This window comes from Ignavibacteriota bacterium (assembly GCA_016218045.1).
Taxonomy (GTDB): Bacteria; Bacteroidota; Ignavibacteria; order SZUA-365; family SZUA-365; genus JACRFB01.
The window spans coordinates 164,607-182,694 of sequence record JACRFB010000031.1 but is presented as its reverse complement, the minus strand read 5'-3'; the positions used below and the strand labels follow the sequence as shown (position 1 = coordinate 182,694).

The following is an 18,088-nucleotide window of genomic DNA, read 5'->3' as shown; positions in this document are numbered from 1 at the left end:
AATATCGTGAAAATATACTGCGCAGGGGTCCCTGAAACAATTCAGAAGGGCATGCCCTGTGGCATGCCCCCCTGATTACGCAGTACGCGCGGTTACTTCGCGATGTTCAGCACCGCCACGGTGGCGGTGACAAGCGACGAAATCGCCACGACAACCTGGGCGATACGCACGAAGGTATCTACGGCCGACTCCTCCTCGCCGTCAACCAGAATGAGATCGCCCGGAAACAGCAGCAGCTCGTTCGCAACCACGCTCTCGCGCGTCACATTGAGATACTTCGCCAGATCGATCTCGAACACTTCCTTGATCTCGTTTTCCTTGTCGATTCCGCCACGGCGCACGACCTTCACACGCTCGAGGAGCGCGCCTTTGTTGGGTCCGCCGCAGAACGACATGAGTTCGAGGATGTTTGTCTCGTACGGGACGTAGTAGCGGCCGGGGTTTCTGACGAAACCCCAGACGCTCACTTTCAGACCGACGCCCGAACCGTCGGAAAAATTGTAATACGCTCCTCCCTGTCCGCTCTGTGTCGCCGTGCGGGGCGGGATGCCTCCCTCCAGAATCTGCGCATACGCCGGTCCGGAGACGGCGAACACCGCGAGAAGGAGTATGACGATGCGTGTTTTCACTCAGCCTTCCTCTTCCTTCTGGGCCGCGGCTTCCTCGATCAGCTTGTTCATGACGTCGGTCGGCACTTCCTCGTAATGCGAGAAGGAGCGCCGGAACACACCGCGGCCCTGTGTGATCGAGCGCAGTCGCGTCGCATAGGCGAAGAGTTCCGACAGCGGAATTTTTGCGCGGATGACCTGGAAGGGTCCTTCCGATTCCATACCCTGGATTTTGCCGCGATGGCTCGAGATGTCGCCCATCACGTCGCCCATGAATTCGTCGGGCACGGTGACTTCCACCTGATAGATCGGTTCGAGCATGATCGGCGTCGCTTCGGCGACCGCCTTCTTGAAGGCCATCTGCGCGGCGATCTTGAACGCCATTTCGTTCGAGTCGACGGTGTGCTGGCTTCCGTCGTACAGTGTCACTTTCATGTCGATCATCTTGTACCCGGCGACGACGCCGCGGGTCATCTGATCCTGAATGCCCTTGTCGACCGCCGGCACGAACTTGCCACTGATCACGCCGCCCACAATCGCGTCGACGAATTCGTAGCCCTCGCCGCGCGGCTTCGGTTCGAGACGGATGTACACTTCGGCGTACTGGCCCGCGCCGCCCGTCTGCTTCTTGTGCTTGTAGGATACGTCGGCCGACTTGCGAATGGTTTCACGGTACGGGATGCGCGGCGGCTTCAGATCCACTTCCACGCCGAAGCGCTGCTTGAGGCGTTTCATCATCACGTCGAGGTGGATTTCTCCCTGCCCGAGCACGATGGTCTCGTGTGTCTCGGTGTCGACCTGGATGAGGAAGGACGGATCCTCTTCGTGCATCGTGTGGAGGCCGTGCGAGATCTTGTCTTCGTCGCCCTTGGCCTTCGGCTTGATCGCCGCGGAGATCAGCGGTTCGGGGAACACGATCTTCGGCATGCTCACCGGCAGCGTCTTCGACGCGAGCGTGTTGTTGGTGTGTGTGTCCTTCAGCTTCACGACCGCGCCGATGTCGCCCGCGCCGATCTGCGTCACTTCCTTGCGGTCCTTGCCCTTCATCACATAGATCTGATTGATGCGCTCGGGCTTGCCGCTGCTGTGGTTCATGATGTCGAGGCCGGGCATGATCGCGCCGCTGTACACGCGGAACAGCGACAGTTCACCGACATGCTGCTCCGACAGTGTTTTGAACACGAAGGCGACCGTGTCGTTTTTCGCGCCGGCGGTGATGCGCACCTCGCCGCTGCCGTCGGGCTTGGTTGCCATGACATCGCCGCGGAAGAAAGGATGCGGACAGTAGTCGGCGATAAAATCGAGCACGCGCGAAACGCCCACGTTGAGACTTGCCGACACGCAGAAGACCGGGAAGATCGCCCGCGTCGAGAACGAGAGCCGCAGCCCGTCGCGCAGTTCCTCTTCGGTGAGCGTGCCCTGCTCGAAGAAATGGTTCATGAGGTCTTCCGACGACTCGGCCACCTTTTCGACCAGCGCTTCATGCGCGGCGGAGGCGCGCTCCTGAAACTCCGCGGGAATGTCCTTCTCTTCGTAGGAGCCGCTGCCGTCGCCCTTGAAGACGAGCAGCTTCATGCGGATCACATCGATGATCTCGCGGAAGGCGGGGCCCTGTTTCACCGGGAATTGAGTGACGGCCACGTTGAAACCGAAACGGTTCTTCGCCTGCTCCACCACCTTGTCGAAGTCCGCGTGTTCGTTGTCGATCTTGTTCACGACGATCATGACGGGCGTATCGGACTTCTCGGCATATTTCCAGACGAGTTCGCTTCCCACTTCCACGCCTTCGACCGCTTTCAGGAACAGCAGGGCTGAATCGGACACACGCAGACTCGAGAGAACCTCGCCCGCAAAATCGGTATAACCGGGCGTGTCAAGCATGTTAATCTTGACGTCCTTGAACTCCGTCGAGGCGAGTGTGCTGTTGATGGAGATCTGGCGGTCGATTTCGTCCTGATGATAATCGGAGACCGTGCTACCGTCCTCGATGCGCCCGATGCGCGTCACCGCGCCGGTGTTGAGCAACACCGCGTCCATAAAAATCGTCTTGCCGGCTCCGCCGTGTCCGATAAAGGTGATGTTCCTGATGTGATCGCTTGCGTAGTCTTTCAAAGGGTCCTCCGCGGTTGTTCGGGATCATGCCGCAGCCGGCATGTCGAGAGAGATAAGACTTCAAAATTAGTGGTGTGCGGTGTGAGTTCCAAACCCCGCGCTGCGTTCCGTGCCGCGGCACAGGGCTGCCGGGGTAGTGCCCGAGGCACATTGGAATTCGGCGGGACTCGCGGTATATTTCTTGACTTTTCGACGAATCCATGACCGCAGAAATCATTTCCATCGGCGACGAAATCCTCATCGGTCAGGTCGTCAATACCAATGCCGCCTACATCGGGGAGAAGCTGAGCGCCATCGGCGTGCGTGTGCGCCGCTGCAGCGTTGTCGGCGACGATCCGGGCGACATCCTCGACGCCTTCCGCGACGCATGGCAGCGCAGCGATGTGGTGCTTGTGACCGGCGGGCTGGGTCCGACACATGACGACGTGACGCGCGCGGTGGTGACGCAGTTTTTCGACACGTCGCTTGTGTTCTCGCCCGTCGTGTTCGAAGACATTACGGCGATGTTTGCGCGCCTCGGCCGCAAGCTCGGCGAGCAGCACCGCGACCAGGCGATGGTTCCCGCGGCCGCGGCGGTGATGCGCAACGGACACGGCACCGCGCCCGGCAGTCACTTTACTCGCGGCGGAAAACACTTCTTTGTCATGCCCGGCGTGCCCTTCGAGATGAAAGGCATGATGGAGAATGACGTGCTTCCCGCGCTTGCGCAGCGTGTGGACGAGACGCGTGTGGCCTACACCATCCTGACGACGGGCATTCCCGAATCGACACTCGCGGCTCTGCTCGCGGGCGTGAAAACGATGCTCGACAGAAGCGCACTCGCATATCTTCCCTCGCCGCAGGGCGTGCGGCTCCGCATCACATCGATCGATGCCGACGCCGCGGAAGCGCGGCGGCGCGCCGACGAACTGCGCACATTTATCGAGCAGCGCGCGTCGGAGTATATTTTCGGCATGGAAGCCGACACGCTCGAGGCCGCGGTAGGGCGGTTGCTGCGCGAACGCGGCATGACACTCGCGGTGGCGGAATCGTGCACGGGCGGACGCGTCGGGGACCGTCTCACGAACGTGCCCGGGAGCTCGGAGTACTTCGACCGCGGCAGCGTCGTGTACAGCAACGACAGTAAAACCGCGATGCTCGGCGTCGACCCGGCGCTTCTCGAGAGACACGGCGCGGTCAGCGCCGAAACCGCGCGCGCGATGGCTGCGGGCGCGCGCCGCGGCGCCGGAGTCGATATCGCCCTCGCGACCACAGGCATCGCGGGTCCCGGCGGCGGCACACCGGAAAAACCCGTCGGACTTGTATGGATCGCGGTCGCCGATGCGCGCGGCGGCGCAGCACTGCGTTTCCAGTTTGGCAACGACCGGCTGCGCACAAAAGAGCGCACGGCGCAGGCCGCGCTCGACCTCCTCCGCAGACGCCTGTCCGGCCTGCCTCTCCACTCCCCACTCGCGCATCCCGACCCACTGACATGGACGGAAGAATGAACCTCACAACAAACATCATCGACGCGGCCGGCTTCGACCGCATGATCTCGCGGCTCGCGCATGAGATCATCGAACGGAATCACGGCGTCGCAAACGTGGTCGTCATCGGGCTGCGCACACGCGGTGAATTCGTCGCGCAGCGCCTGGCAGCACGGCTCGGCGAAATCGAGAAGACGCAGATTCCCACCGGCGTGCTCGACGTGACGCTGTACCGCGACGACGTGCGGCAGCATCTGCGTCAACCCGAAGTCCACACGACTGCCATTCCCTTCGACATTTCGGAGAAGGACATCGTGCTGGTCGACGACGTGCTGTTCACGGGCCGCACCGTGCGCTCGGCGCTCGACGCGCTGATCGATTTCGGCAGGCCGCGGACCATTCAGCTCGCCGTGCTCGTGGACCGTGGGCACCGCGAACTCCCGATACGCGCCGACTATACGGGCAAGACCATCCCCACGACACGCGGGCAGGAAATCCGCGTGAAACTCCGCGAGGTGGACGACACCGACGGAATAGACCTTGTTTCACGAGAAGACCAATAATCCCGAACGCCATGTCCACTCTGACCATCAATCACCTTCTCGGTCTCGACGGCGTCCCGCGCCAGGATATCGAGCTGATCCTCACGTCGACGGACACCTTCGTGGAAATCCTCGACCGCCCGATCAAGAAAGTGCCCACCCTCCAGGGCAAAACCGTCGTGAACCTGTTCTTCGAGAACAGCACACGTACACGGATTTCCTTCGAGCTTGCGGAGCGGCGGCTTTCGGCCGACGTCGTGAATTTCGCCGCAAGCACCAGCAGCGTGAGCAAGGGCGAGACGCTACTCGACACGGCCCGCAACATCGAGGCCATGAAAGTCGACATGGTCGTCATGCGCCACTCTGCAGCGGGTGCCTGCCACTTTCTGAGTGAGCGCTGCACGTCGCGATTCATCAACGCGGGCGACGGTGCGCACGAACATCCCACGCAGGCCCTGCTCGACATGTACACCATCCGCCGCGCGCTCGGCACGCTCGAGGGCATCAACGTCACCATCATCGGTGACATCCTGCACTCGCGCGTTGCACGCTCGAACATTTTCGGCCTTGTCACGATGGGCGCAAACGTCGCCGTCTGCGCCCCGGCCTCGCTGCTTCCACGCGATGTGGAGCGGCTCGGTGTGCGCGTGTTCCACAAGGTGGACGATGCGCTCGCCTGGAGCGACGCGATCAATGTGCTGCGCATACAGCTCGAACGACAGGCGGGCGGCTATTTCCCCTCGCTGCGCGAGTTTCATGAACTGTACGGCGTGACCGTCGAGCGGCTCGAGCGGCTCGGGAAAGATCTTGTCGTGCTGCATCCCGGCCCCATCAACCGCGGCGTCGAAATCGATTCCGAAGTCGCCGACGGCCCCTCGTCGGTGATTCTCCCGCAGGTGACGAACGGCGTCGCCGTGCGTATGGCCGTCCTTTACCTCCTTGGCACAAAAGCGGAGTAACAATGTCCTCATATCTTTTCAAGAAGGGTCACATCATCGACCCCGCCACCGGTCTCGACACGGTGAAGGACGTCCTTGTCGTCGACGGCGTCATTGCAGCCATTCGCGATGCGATCGACGAGGAGCACGCCGAAGTATTCGACCTTGACGGCATGGTCCTCGCCCCCGGTTTCTGCGACATGCATGTGCACTTCCGCGAGCCGGGACAGGAGTACAAGGAGTCGCTGCAGACGGGCGCACTCTCGGCGGCCGCGGGCGGCTTCACCGCCGTGGCATGTATGCCGAACACCGTTCCGACCATCGACAATGCAGAGACGGCGCTGTACATCCGCACGAAGACGGAACATTTCCCCGTCGAGGTGCTGCCGATCGGCGCGATCACAAAGGGGCGCGAAGGCAAGGAACTCGCGCCCATGGCCGAGCTGCGCGCCGCGGGCGCCGTGGCGTTTTCCGACGACGGCACCTGCGTGAACAACACCAAGCTTCTGCGCATCGCGCTCGAATACGCGGGCATGTTCGATCTGCCGGTGATTCAACACGCGGAGGATCCGTACCTGTTCGCCGGCGGCGTGATGCACGAGGGATTTGTGTCGACCTCCATCGGTCTGCCCGGCATCCCGCGCCTCGCCGAGGACGTGATCGTCGCGCGCGACATCGCCGTGGCGGAATACGTGGACGGCGTGTACCACGTTGCCCATGTCAGCTCCGCCGGCGCGGTGCAGGCGGTGCGTTCCGCGAAGGAGCGCGGGCTCAAGGTCACCTGCGAAGTCACGCCGCATCACTTCACGCTCACCGACGAGCATGTGCGCGGATACAACACCAACACGAAGATGAATCCTCCGCTGCGCACGCGCGACGACGTGATCGCGATGAAGGAGGCATTGCGCGACGGCGTCATCGACGCCATCGCCACCGACCACGCGCCCCACGCCATTTTCGAGAAGGAAGTGGAATACGCGCACGCGCCGTTCGGCATCGTGGGACTCGAGACCGCGATCGGACTGTCGATGACGGAACTCGTGCACACGGGGTACCTGACTGTGTTCGAGCTGATCGAGAAGATGTCGACAAATCCGCGCCGCATCCTGCGGCTTCCGGATATCCGCATCGAGGAAGGCGTGCCCGCGAACTTCACGTTTTTCCATCCCGAGCAGGAGTGGACGGTGGACGCCGCGCAGTTCAAATCGCGGTCAAAAAACACGCCATTCCACGGCATGGTGCTTCGCGGCCGTCCCCGGGGAATCTTCAACCGGCAGCAACTTGTTTGGATAGCTGAATAACACGGTGGTTTTTTTGTACATTTCCGTTCGATTCCCCTCGTACGATACCATTGGAGGATAGCATGAAAGCACTCTTCGCCCTGTCGATGTCCATTCTTCTGATTGCGGGATGCACAAAGCGCGAGCAGTCCGACCCGCAGGCCGGTGCAACGCAGTCGGCCTACACCGACGTGATCGGAAGCAACCGCGGCTACATCGTCGAGAACGCGCAGTTCGCGACCGCGGACGACAAGGCGCTGTTCACCATCGGCGGCAAGTTCGCACTCGCGGCCGGTTCATCGAGCGTCCTAATTCTGCGAGAGCAGGAAAGCGAAAGCCGCCCGGGATACATTCTCGCGCTGCAGTTCCCGACCTTTTCGCCGGGCACGTCGAAGGATTACGGCACCGACCCGCAGGCGGCGCAGTTCTGGCTGCTCGGCACCGCCGACAAGGCCTCGATCGTCGCGCAGACAGGTTCCGTCTCGGGCACCGTGCGTTTCATCAAGAAGGCGCAGTCCACTATCGACCTCGGCCTGAACCGTGAGATCACCGATGGTGTCGGCGATATCGAAGTCGTCGCCTCGGGCATAGCGGTGGAGAAGCTGAAGTTCGATACGTCGAAGAAATTCGCCGCGCGGTTCCAACTGCCGATCATTACGATCGAGGAACTCGCGAAAATCAACCAGCCCTCCTGACGCGCATCCGGCTCTGCCATTCCGCGGGCGTCCCGTCCACGGAACGGCTCACCATGCGCGGGAGCATGCCATGATGGAGTCATCGGGGGGCGTGCGCGTCTCTGTGATCATCGTGAACTACAACGTTCGCGATCTTCTCGAGAACTGCCTGCATTCGCTCGAACCCGCGCTGCGCGGCATCCCGCACGAAGTCTGCATCGTCGACAACAATTCCGACGACGGCAGCGTCGAAATGCTGCGCCAGAAATTTCCGGGCGTACGCCTCATGGCTCAGGACGCGAACCTGGGATTTGCGCGCGCGAACAACGTCGCGCTGCGCGAAGCGCGCGGCGACTTTCTGCTGCTTCTGAATCCCGACACCCTCGTCCAGGAGGACACCGTCTCGACCATGCTCGCGTTTTTCGAAAAGCACGAGCGCGCGGGCATGGCGGGCTGCAAGATCATCACTCCGAAGGGCACGCTCGAACCCGCATGCAGGCGCAGCTTCCCGTCGCCGTGGACCGCCTTCACGAAACTCGCCGGCCTCAGCGCCATGTTTCCCGCTTCGAGACTTTTCGCGCGGTACAATCTCACCTATCTCAACGAGGACGAGACCTACGAGGTGGACGCCATCTCCGGGTCGTTCATGATGCTTCGGCGCGACGTCTATGAAAAGGTGGGCGGACTCGACGAGGGCTACTTCATGTACGGCGAGGACCTCGACTGGTGCTACCGCGTACAGCAGGCCGGTTTCGGCGTGTACTACGTGCATGAAACCAAGATCATTCACTACGGCGGCGAGAGCACCAAGCGCAGCAGCATCGATGCGCAGGCCATCTTTTACGAGGCCATGGACGTTTTTGTGCGCAAGAATCTCAAACCGCCCGCGCCGTATCTGCTGCTGATCACTCTCGGCATCCGGCTCCGCCTGCTCGTTTCGCGCCTCGGCGCCACCGCCGACCGCATCGGCGCGCCGCTGCTCGACGCCGCCACTGCCATGCTCGCGCTGCTTGCCGCAGAATACATCCGCAACGGCGCCCTGTTCTCGTTTCCCGCGTACGCCTATCCCCTGGTGTACATCGTCATGGCCCTCGTCGTGGTGCTCACGCAGCTTGCGGCGGGCACATACACACGCCGCGAATACCTTGCGGTGCGCGCCGCCGTGGGCTCGCTGTTCGGTTTCCTGGTGCTCTCGTCCCTCACGTATTTCTTCCGCGAATACGCGTTCAGCCGCTTCGTGGTGCTGCTCGCGAGCGCGCTGGCCCTCGCGCTGCTCACGGGAAGAAGAATCGTCGCATTGCTCGCGGCGCCACAACGCCGCGCGAGTTTTCTCACGGGCCGGCGCACACTGCTTGTCGGGCTGAGCGAACAGGCGGTCGATATACTGGGCCGGCTTCGCGATTCCGCCACAGGCACCTACGACGTTCTCGGATTGATCGACGTCACGCACAAACGGCTCGGTGAAAACATCGCCGGCGTGGAGGTTGTGGGAAGCATCGAGAACATAGGAAAAATCATCAGCACCCTCAGAATATCCGACGTGATATTTGCACCGGATGTTGTGTCGTATTCCGACATTCTTTCGATTATCAGCCGCGGAAAGGGTCTTTCCGTGCAGTATCGAATCGTTCCCCGCAGCATGGAAGTGATAGTCGGCAAGACCGGCATCGACCAACTGACCGGGGTGCCGCTGGTGGATGTCGAGTATAATCTTCTTCGGCCGTCGAATCGTTTTTTCAAACGGTTTTTCGATATTGCAGGTTCGTTCTTTGGAATCGTGCTGTTCGGACCCGTGGTTGCACTGCTGCCGCGCCCGGAGGGACCGCCCTCGAGCACTTTCCGGGGTTTCGTCCGGGCGCTGCCGTCCGTTTTTACCGGCCGGCGTTCCCTCGTCGGTGTGACGGCCGAATTCTCGAACGGATCCCGGTCGCTGTATCTCGGCAAGGAAGGCCTCGCCGGAATCATTCAGCTTCGCGGCGGGTCTGCCGGACCCGACGAACGGCTCAATCTCGCAATTCAATACGCGCGCAATCACTCGCTGTTCTCCGACGCCGAGATACTCCTGAGAACCTTTGTCACGTACGCAACCCGGCGTTCCCGCGCCCAAGCACACGGAGAATAACACCCCATGGCCAAAACCGTACTCGATTTCGAACGACCGATCGTCGAGCTGGAAAAAAAGATCGAAGAGATGAAAGCGGTGATGCAGGATCTCGAGATCAGCGATGAAATCGCCGCGCTCGAGACGCGCATCGAAGAGCTGCGCCGTTCCGTCTATTCGAATCTCACGCGCTGGCAGAAAGTGCAGCTCGCGCGGCATCCCGACCGGCCGTACACCCTCGACTACATCGGCAAAGTATTTTCCGACTTCGTCGAATTACACGGCGATCGCACCTTCGGCGACGACAAGGCGATAGTGGGCGGCTTTGCCCGGCTCGACGAAATGTCGGTGATGGTGATCGGTCATCAGAAGGGGCGCGACACAAAGAGCAACCTGTACCGCAATTTCGGCATGGCGAATCCCGAGGGATACCGAAAGGCGAAACGGCTCATGGAACTCGCGGCGAAATTCAACAGGCCCGTCATCACGCTCATCGACACTCCGGGTGCCTACCCCGGGCTCGAGGCCGAGGAGCGCGGGCAGGCCGAGGCCATCGCGCGCAATCTCTTCGTCATGTCGCAGCTTCCGGTGCCGATCATCGTCGCGATAATCGGCGAGGGCGCCTCGGGCGGCGCGTTGGGCATTGGCGTGGGCGACCGCATCCTCATGCTCGAAAACACCTGGTACTCGGTCATCGCCCCCGAATCCTGCTCGAGCATTCTGTGGCGCAGTTGGGACTACAAGGAACAGGCGGCCGAGGCGCTCAAACTCACAGCCCCCGATCTGCTCGCCGCGGGGATCATCGATCGTATCGTGCCGGAACCTCTCGGAGGCGCGCACCGCAATCCTTCCGAAGCGGCGATGCTGTTGAAGGACGCGCTGCAGGAGGAGATCGCGCCACTCGTGCGCATGAAGCCCGAGCAGCTCGTGAAGGCGCGCATCAAAAAATTCTCGCGCATGGGTGAATTTGCCGAGTGACCCCATGACGGCCCCGATCATCAGCCGCCACACACTGATCCGGGTTCGGTACGCCGACACCGATCAGATGCAGATCGTGTACAACGGCAAATACCTCGAATACTTCGAGGTGGGCCGCACCGAATTGCTGCGCTCGCTCGGCCTTCCGTACGCGGAACTCGAAAAGACCGGCGCGCGGCTCCCGCTCGTCGACGCGTTCTGCGAATACATCGCCCCCGCCCGCTACGACGATGTTCTCGACATCCGCAGCAGCGTCGAAACGTTCCGTTCACCGCGCCTGCGCATCCATTACGAGATCCGGCGCGAGGACGGCGGCCTGCTGCTCACGCGCGGGTACACCACACACGCGTGGCAGAACATCGAGACCGGACGTATCATCAGACCCCCGCGTTTATTCCTAGAAGCCATGGAATCCGGACTGCCGGAATACTGAAACACTCTCCAACCGGACTGCGTCCCACTGGGAGGGGTACAGTCTCTATATTATAAAACTTTCACAGCACGGCGCGCGATAATGCAATTATTGCATTCCGAATTTCGCTGCATCGTAGCGAAGCAGCGTTTTTGGTATCCTTTTGGGCCATTTGGTAGGAATTACCCTATGCCAAGCTCTCGGCATTGTTCTTGTCCCGTTTTTTGCATCCACAGGATTTGGACGCGTGAATCAGGACAAAGGAACTATGAAATCAACGATACGTAACTCCGTCATTGCCGTGTGTGCGGCCGCAGCGATCTTCGGCTTGGCCTCGTGCTCGGATCCATTCATGCCGGTTCTCCCGAATTGGGATGTGCCGATGAATGTGCCTTTCGCCTCGCAGAAAATCACCGTGCAGGATCTGGTGGCACAGGACACGTCGATCATGATCAACATCGGCCTGGACGGTTCCATCACCGCCACGCTCCGAAGCTGCGTGTACATCGACACGATCAAGTACACGCTGAAGCCCGACGTTGTGGAAAAACTGCGCATCGCCGACAACGGGAAGTTCGTCTTCGAGCTGGAGAACCACCTCCCCGTCGACGCGGTGATAGAGCCGGCTGTGCTTGATGAGAACTACCGGACCTTGTTTGTGCCGAAGCTGGAATCCGGCGACCTGATGCGCGTGGCGCCGGCTGTTGTGGCAGGCAACAACGAAGCCGTGATTCCGGTGAAGTCGCGTATCGAAGTGACACTTGGCAATTCGGATTTCCACAGGATCATCGAAGGGACATACGTGATGGTCCGCCTCACACTATCAACAACGGGAAGGATGCCGGTGACATTGAGCATGGCAGACTTCATCCGCCTGCAGACCTACGCAAAAGTCACCATTACTTCGGACGTGATCCTATAATCCAGGAGAGTCGCAATGAGTCAGGTCGAAAAATCCCTCACCCTCGCCGTTGTCATCTGGCTGGTCACCTTTGTCGCGCTGAGCGCGCTCTAACAGGATCGGTACACAGCCATGCGCAGCCCCAGCAATTCGCCCCGCCATTTTCTCACGGCCGTGTTCTGCGCCGCGCTCATCGGTGCCGCAGGCGCGTCCGCCCAGGATGTCTACGCCCCTGCGCGAGTCGCGGCAGCCGCGTACAGCAACCTGGCAGTGGTGCACGGGGTTGATGCGCTTGGAGTGAATCCGGCCCAGATCGTCCTCCCGAAAGGCAGCACCGTCTCGGTCTCGGTACTGCCGTTTACGTTCAGCGCGGGAATGGACTTCCTCTCGTACGAAACGTATCAGAAGTTCTTCGTCGGTGTTCCGAACAACGGCACGCGCATCCCCTACTATTTGAGCGACGCGGACAAGGCCGAAGTGCTCGGATCCTTCCGCGGCAACGACGGGAGCTTCCACACGAGCACAAGCGCGACACTCTTCGCCGCAACGGTTTCGACGCGGGCAGGGTCCTTCGGTTTCAGCATGCGCGACCGCATCGCGGGCACCGCGATACTTCCGCGCGCCATGGTGGAGTTCCTTCTCGACGGCAACACCCCCGGCCGCACCTTCGACTTCGGCAGCACGCGCATGACCTCGTCCTGGACGCGGGACTATGCGGTCACCTACGCGCAGCGCTTCGCTTTCACGCGGCAGTCGGCGCCGGCGATCTCGTTCGGCGCATCGTTCAAAATCGTACACGGGTTCGGGTATTTCGGACTCGACCGCTTCAACACCTCCTTCACTACGGATCCTGACTCCTTCGTCGTGACGGGCCATGCGGGTATGCACGCGCGGTATGCCGGCACGGAATGGATGGAGCAGGGCAATGTCTTCGCGTACTCGTTGTTCCCGACCCCCGCGGGTACGGGCTTCGGACTCGATCTCGGCTTCATGGCCGACATGACACAATCGATTCGTATTGCCGTCGCGATCAACGACATCGGCAGTGTGGTGTGGAATCGCAATGCGAAGGAAACCGCCGCCGACGAGGATTTTACTCTCAACGACCTGACCACCGGCGACCAGTTCGACGCGATACGCGAGAAGATGAACGGCAAGGAACGTTTGATCGGGTCCTTCACCACACCGCTTCCGACGGCCGTCACACTCTCCGCGGCATTCACCGCGCACCGCTTTCTCGGCGGTCCGCATCCCCTGGTCATGACCATGGCGCTGCGCGAGGGATTCAACTCCGTTCCGGGTAATTCGACTGTCCCCCACGTGAGTATCGGCGCCGAATTCGAGGCCATCGAACAGTTGCCCATGCGTGTCGGCATCGGTCTTGGCGGAAATCTCCCGGCAATGCTGGCTGTGGGTGTCGGGCTCCGCATGGATTCGTTCACGCTCGATGTGGGCACAAGTTCGCTCGACGCGCTTTTTGTCACACCTCACACCTCCGCCTCGTTTGCAGTGACAGGCCGGCTCGATTTCTAACCTCAGCCCCTCCGGCCTTGTTGCGTAGACGCCCCCGCCGCATAGACGCGGCAGGGGCGTCTCCATGTTCATGAACGTGTTCCCGGGGTTTGGTTCTGCCTGGCACGATCGCTACTTTTTGAGATGGTGCTTCACATTCGTCGATTGGCAGCCTGCATCGTGTTCGCGGGATTCATCTGCGGGCAGTGCGTTCACGCGCAGGAACTGCCGCGAACCGACGTCGAGGCACAGACATCAGCCGACTCCCTGCTGCCACGCGTCTGGCGGCCTGTGAGACCGTTCGGCTCGCAGCTCTTCCCCGAATGGCGGCGTCCGAAGATCGGCATCGTGTTGAGCGGCGGCGGTGCGCGGGGCCTGGCGCAGATAGGAGTGCTGAAGGCGCTCGTCGAGGCCGGAATCACGCCCGATGTGGTAGTCGGGACGAGCATCGGGAGCATCATCGGGGGCTTGTTCGCGGCCGGATATCAGATAGATGAGCTCGAAACAGCGATCAAGGCCATAGATTGGGACGAACTGCTCCGATTATCGAACCAGAGCGGAAGGGAGAATCTCTTCATCGATCAGAAGCCGGTATCGGACCGGTCCATTCTCACGCTGCGTTTCGACGGACTGCGGCCCGTGCTCCCCACATCCGTGTCGAACGGACAGCGGCTCACGAATCTTCTGAACGAACTGACACTCAACGCGCCCTACCATTCTCGCGATTTTGACGCGCTCAAAATCCCCTTCCGCGCAGTGGCGACCGACTTGTACAGCGGCCGCCGCGTTGTGCTCGGAAACGGCCCGCTGGCCGAGGCCATACGCGCAAGTGCCACGGTGCCCGTGCTGTACGCGCCCGTGATGCGGGATTCGATGGCGCTCGTCGACGGCGGCATGCAGGCGAATATCCCTGTGGATGTGGCGCGTGAACTGGGCTGCGACATCGTGATAGCGGTGAACACCACCAGTCCTCCGCGCCAGCCCTCGCAGATTACCAATCCCATCGAAACGCTCGACCAGGTGCTGAACGTACTGATGGAACGCAGCAATACCGAACAGCTCCGCCGTGCCGATATCGTGATAGAACCGGCGCTTGGCACCTTGCTGGCGACGGATTTCCAGATGACCGACACGCTCATCATCCGCGGATATCGTTCCGCGACGGAGCGCATCCCGGCCATCATTTCCACTGTGCGCCGGGCAGTGGACACGCTCCTGGCGGAGCGCACGGACGCGGCTCCCGCAACCGTCGTGATGGACGGGGTGACACGAGGCGGAGAGGATACAGGACAAGGGTCCGCACTGGCCGACAGGCTGTTCTCGAAGGCCTTCCGAAATTCCGCGAACCGTATCGACATGCCTGCGGCTTCGATCATCCGCGACATACAGGTCGAGGGCGCGCGGAACGATCACGCGTTGCGTGTCATCGCCGAAACGCAGTCGTCGCTGTATCGTCCCATGACCGGCTCGCGCGTGCGTCACCTGTGTGAAAACGTCCTGCGGTATTACCGGTCGCTGGGGTACGCGCTGGCTGACGTGACGATTCTCGAGGCCGACACGCTTCGCGGGTCGATATCGCTGCGTGTGCGCGAAGGGACCATCGCGGGAATAGATGTCGTGGGCAACACACGCACGAACCCGGTCGTTATCCTGCGGGAACTGCCCTTCCGCGAGGGGGAAACCTTCCGCGTGCAGGAAGCCCGCGCGGGATTGAACAACCTTGCGGGCCTGGGACTCTTCCACCAGGTTTCGCTCGAGATCCGCGATACGGAGGGGGGTCCGCGTGTGGTCCTGCACGTGGAGGAGCGCTCGTCGCAGGAGCTGCGCGTCGGTGTGCTTGTTGATGCGGAGCGCAACGCCCAGTTCGGAATCGATCTCCGCGACGCGAACATCTTCGGATCGGGCAGCGAACTTACCGGCCTGTTTTTCGGCGGCTTCGACAACCGGCGCTATGAGGGCGTGTACAATACGAACCGCCTTTTTTACACGAACCTGAACATGTCGCTGCACGGCTACTATGATCTGCGGGATTATTCGGTGTATACCGACGCGCCCGTGCAGAAGCCCAACCGATTCGAGCGCGAGCAGATAGCACGTACACGACTGGTGCGGTACGGCGCAAGCGCCACAGCGGGCATGTACGCGGGACGCTTCGGAAACCTGTATGCCACGGCACGTTTCGAGGATCAATCACTCCGCACGATCGACGCAAACACCGCCGAACCGCCGGGCGACGAACAGCAGACGGTGGTTTCGATCACACTCGGGACCACGATCGACACCCGCGATCGTTATCCCTATCCTACACGCGGCATGCACTTCGCCTTCGCGTACACGTCCGCACAGAGCGCCCTCGGCAGCACACGCGCCTTCAGCAAGGTCGCCACATCGTACAGTGTGGTGCTCTCCGACCAGCATGCGGACTGGTCCCTGCAGCCCCGCGTTCTTTTTGGCTACGGCGACCGCACCATGCCACGCGCGGAGGAATTCCGGCTGGGAGGCATGCAGATGTTCCACGGGCTGCGCGAGAATTCGTTCACCGGGCAACAGATATTTGTCGCAAGTTTTGATGCACGCTGGCACATCCCGCTGCGCATCCTTTTCGACAGCTATCTGTCGGTCCGCTACGACATCGGGCGGGTGTGGGAGATACCGGAACAGATCAAGTTCAAGGATCTGCGGCACGGTATCGGCCTGACTGTTGGTCTGGACACGCCCATCGGGCCGGCCGATTTTTCCATAGGCCGCAGCATGATGTTTGTAAAGGGCGCAAACGCGACGTACATGCGGCTGGGGCCCGTACAATTGTCGTTCTCGATCGGAACGGGATTCTGAAAATGAAAGGGCGGCTTGAGGGCCGCCCTGTATTCACACAACATTTCCCGGCGTCAGTTCTTTTCAGACACCGTGCGGAAAAATTCCGTCAGGAGACGCACGCCGACGCCGCTGCCTCCCTTCGGCGCGTAGTCGCTGGCCTCGTCGAGGATGGCGGTTCCCGCGATGTCGAGATGCACCCACGGTACGTCGCCCGTAAACGCCTTCAGGAACGCGGCGGCCGTGATTGCTCCACCCCACCTGCCGCCGATATTTTTCAGGTCGGCGACGTTGCTTTTCAGCATGCTGGAATACTCGTCGTACAGCGGGAGTTCCCACACGCGCTCGGAGGTCTGGTCGCCCGCTGTCCGGAGCTGATCCTTCAATTCATCGCCCGTGCCCATCATGCCCGTTGCATACGAAGCCAGCGCCACGACACAGGCGCCCGTCAATGTCGCAAGGTCGATGATACCCGCGGGTTTGTAGCGCTGCGCATAGATCAGAGCGTCGGCCAGAATCAGGCGCCCCTCGGCGTCGGTGTTGAGCACTTCGACCGAAGTGCCGTTCGAATAGCGGATGATGTCGCCCGGACAGAGCGCCCCGCCGCCCGACATATTGTCGGTCGCGGGAATCAAGGCGACCACACGCACGGGGAGTTTCAGCTTGGCGATAACCTGCATCGTGCCCAGCACCGCGGCGGCGCCCGCCATGTCCATCTTCATCTCTTCCATCGCGGCGGCAGGTTTGATCGACAGTCCGCCCGAATCAAACGTCACGCCCTTCCCCACCAGAACGTAGAGCGGGAGCCGACGCTTCGTCTCGTTGTACTCCATGATGATGAAGCGTGGTTCCTTCTTGCTGCCCTGATTGACGGCGAGCAGGCCCGACATCTTGTGCTGCTCGATTTCCTTGCGGCCGAGCACGACGGCCTTGAACGTGTGTTTCTTCGCGATGGCCGTGGCCTCTTTTGCGAGTGTCTCGGCCGACACTTCGTTCGGCGGCGCATTCGTGAGATTGCGCGCGAGTTCGACGCCGTCGCACACTGTGGCTGCAACATCGATGCCCACTTTGAGACGGCCCTGGAAGCCCTCGTCGGCAGTGACGAACTTGCATTCCTTGATGGGGGTCTTTTTCTCGTCGGGCTGCTTGCTCAGATATTTGTCGAATTTGTACGCGCCAAGAAGTGTGCCCTCGACAACCGCCTGCACCATCGCCTCGAAGGAAATGTGCACGTGTTTTTTGACGATGTCCTCGGTCGGACAATGCACGGCCACCGAGGTGCTCACAAAACGCATGGCATCGCGTACGCCGCGTCCCGCGGCGCGTCTCAGAGCTTCCGCGTGCAGAGCGTCTTTTGTTCCGAGTCCCACAAGAACAAAACGCAATCCGCCGGAGACAAAACTTATAGACTCGCCCGCCTTGCCAAGGAAGTCGCCACGCTCGCGCATGTCGAGTAGCTGAGCTTTGAACGGTGCGCCGGCCGCATCGGCGGCCTTCTTGAACAATATGTCATCATGGACAAAAAACAGAATGTGCACATCCGCTGGAATTCGCTCCGGTGAGCCGTAAAGTCCGGTGCATTTCACCATGGGGGGTCCTCGATCGATGGTTGCGGGGATGCGGGTCGCTGCTGGGCGCCTGAGTCCCTCCGGTGGGAAGACGCAGAATTGTGATGTCGAACAACCGGGTGGCGCGTGACAGGCGCGTGAATGGTAAACAAAGAAATGTAAACATGCAATACAAACGGAAC

14 protein-coding genes are annotated in these 18,088 nt (G+C 61.1%); 11 read left to right on the top strand and 3 right to left on the bottom strand.

Annotated elements, in window-relative coordinates; genetic code table 11:
- Positions 1-92 precede the first annotated feature (92 nt).
- Positions 93-629 carry an SLBB domain-containing protein gene (locus tag HY962_08980; protein ID MBI5647057.1) on the bottom strand — a complete coding sequence of 179 codons (537 nt, stop codon included), beginning with the start codon at positions 627-629 and terminating at the stop codon, positions 93-95.
- Positions 630-2,720, bottom strand: a complete 2,091-nt coding sequence (gene fusA / locus HY962_08975; protein ID MBI5647056.1) for an elongation factor G — start codon at positions 2,718-2,720, stop codon at positions 630-632.
- 200 nt (positions 2,721-2,920) lie between these two features.
- Here fusA and HY962_08970 point away from each other — a divergent pair, with 200 nt between their 5' ends.
- From HY962_08970 to HY962_08920, 11 genes are all read left to right on the top strand, one after another.
- Positions 2,921-4,207: a competence/damage-inducible protein A gene (locus HY962_08970; protein MBI5647055.1), complete on the top strand. Its 1,287-nt coding sequence runs from the start codon at positions 2,921-2,923 to the stop codon at positions 4,205-4,207.
- Positions 4,204-4,749 carry a bifunctional pyr operon transcriptional regulator/uracil phosphoribosyltransferase PyrR gene (pyrR, locus tag HY962_08965; GenBank protein MBI5647054.1) on the top strand — a complete coding sequence of 182 codons (546 nt, stop codon included), beginning with the start codon at positions 4,204-4,206 and terminating at the stop codon, positions 4,747-4,749. The genes HY962_08970 and pyrR overlap by 4 nt, the downstream gene beginning before the upstream one ends.
- A gap of 11 nt (positions 4,750-4,760) precedes the next feature.
- Positions 4,761-5,687, top strand: coding sequence for an aspartate carbamoyltransferase catalytic subunit (locus HY962_08960; protein MBI5647053.1), 927 nt, complete (start codon positions 4,761-4,763; stop codon positions 5,685-5,687).
- A 2-nt stretch (positions 5,688-5,689) separates the two neighbouring features.
- On the top strand, positions 5,690-6,967 hold the full coding sequence (locus tag HY962_08955) for a dihydroorotase (protein ID MBI5647052.1): 1,278 nt from the start codon (positions 5,690-5,692) through the stop codon (positions 6,965-6,967).
- A 62-nt stretch (positions 6,968-7,029) separates the two neighbouring features.
- Positions 7,030-7,641: a hypothetical protein gene (locus tag HY962_08950; GenBank protein MBI5647051.1), complete on the top strand. Its 612-nt coding sequence runs from the start codon at positions 7,030-7,032 to the stop codon at positions 7,639-7,641.
- Between the two features lie 70 nt (positions 7,642-7,711).
- Positions 7,712-9,742, top strand: coding sequence for a glycosyltransferase (locus tag HY962_08945; GenBank protein MBI5647050.1), 2,031 nt, complete (start codon positions 7,712-7,714; stop codon positions 9,740-9,742).
- A 6-nt stretch (positions 9,743-9,748) separates the two neighbouring features.
- Positions 9,749-10,699 carry an acetyl-CoA carboxylase carboxyltransferase subunit alpha gene (locus HY962_08940; protein MBI5647049.1) on the top strand — a complete coding sequence of 317 codons (951 nt, stop codon included), beginning with the start codon at positions 9,749-9,751 and terminating at the stop codon, positions 10,697-10,699.
- 4 nt (positions 10,700-10,703) lie between these two features.
- On the top strand, positions 10,704-11,132 hold the full coding sequence (locus HY962_08935) for an acyl-CoA thioesterase (GenBank protein MBI5647048.1): 429 nt from the start codon (positions 10,704-10,706) through the stop codon (positions 11,130-11,132).
- A 247-nt stretch (positions 11,133-11,379) separates the two neighbouring features.
- Complete coding sequence (locus HY962_08930; GenBank protein MBI5647047.1) at positions 11,380-12,033, top strand: hypothetical protein; 654 nt, start codon at positions 11,380-11,382, stop codon at positions 12,031-12,033.
- A gap of 111 nt (positions 12,034-12,144) precedes the next feature.
- Positions 12,145-13,545 (top strand): hypothetical protein, encoded by a 1,401-nt coding sequence (locus tag HY962_08925; GenBank protein ID MBI5647046.1) that lies wholly within the window; start codon positions 12,145-12,147, stop codon positions 13,543-13,545.
- 123 nt (positions 13,546-13,668) lie between these two features.
- Positions 13,669-16,359 (top strand): patatin-like phospholipase family protein, encoded by a 2,691-nt coding sequence (locus HY962_08920; GenBank protein MBI5647045.1) that lies wholly within the window; start codon positions 13,669-13,671, stop codon positions 16,357-16,359.
- Between the two features lie 53 nt (positions 16,360-16,412).
- Here HY962_08920 and HY962_08915 read toward each other — a convergent pair whose 3' ends face one another.
- Complete coding sequence (locus HY962_08915) at positions 16,413-17,876, bottom strand: leucyl aminopeptidase (GenBank protein MBI5647044.1); 1,464 nt, start codon at positions 17,874-17,876, stop codon at positions 16,413-16,415.
- Positions 17,877-18,088: the final 212 nt, after the last annotated feature.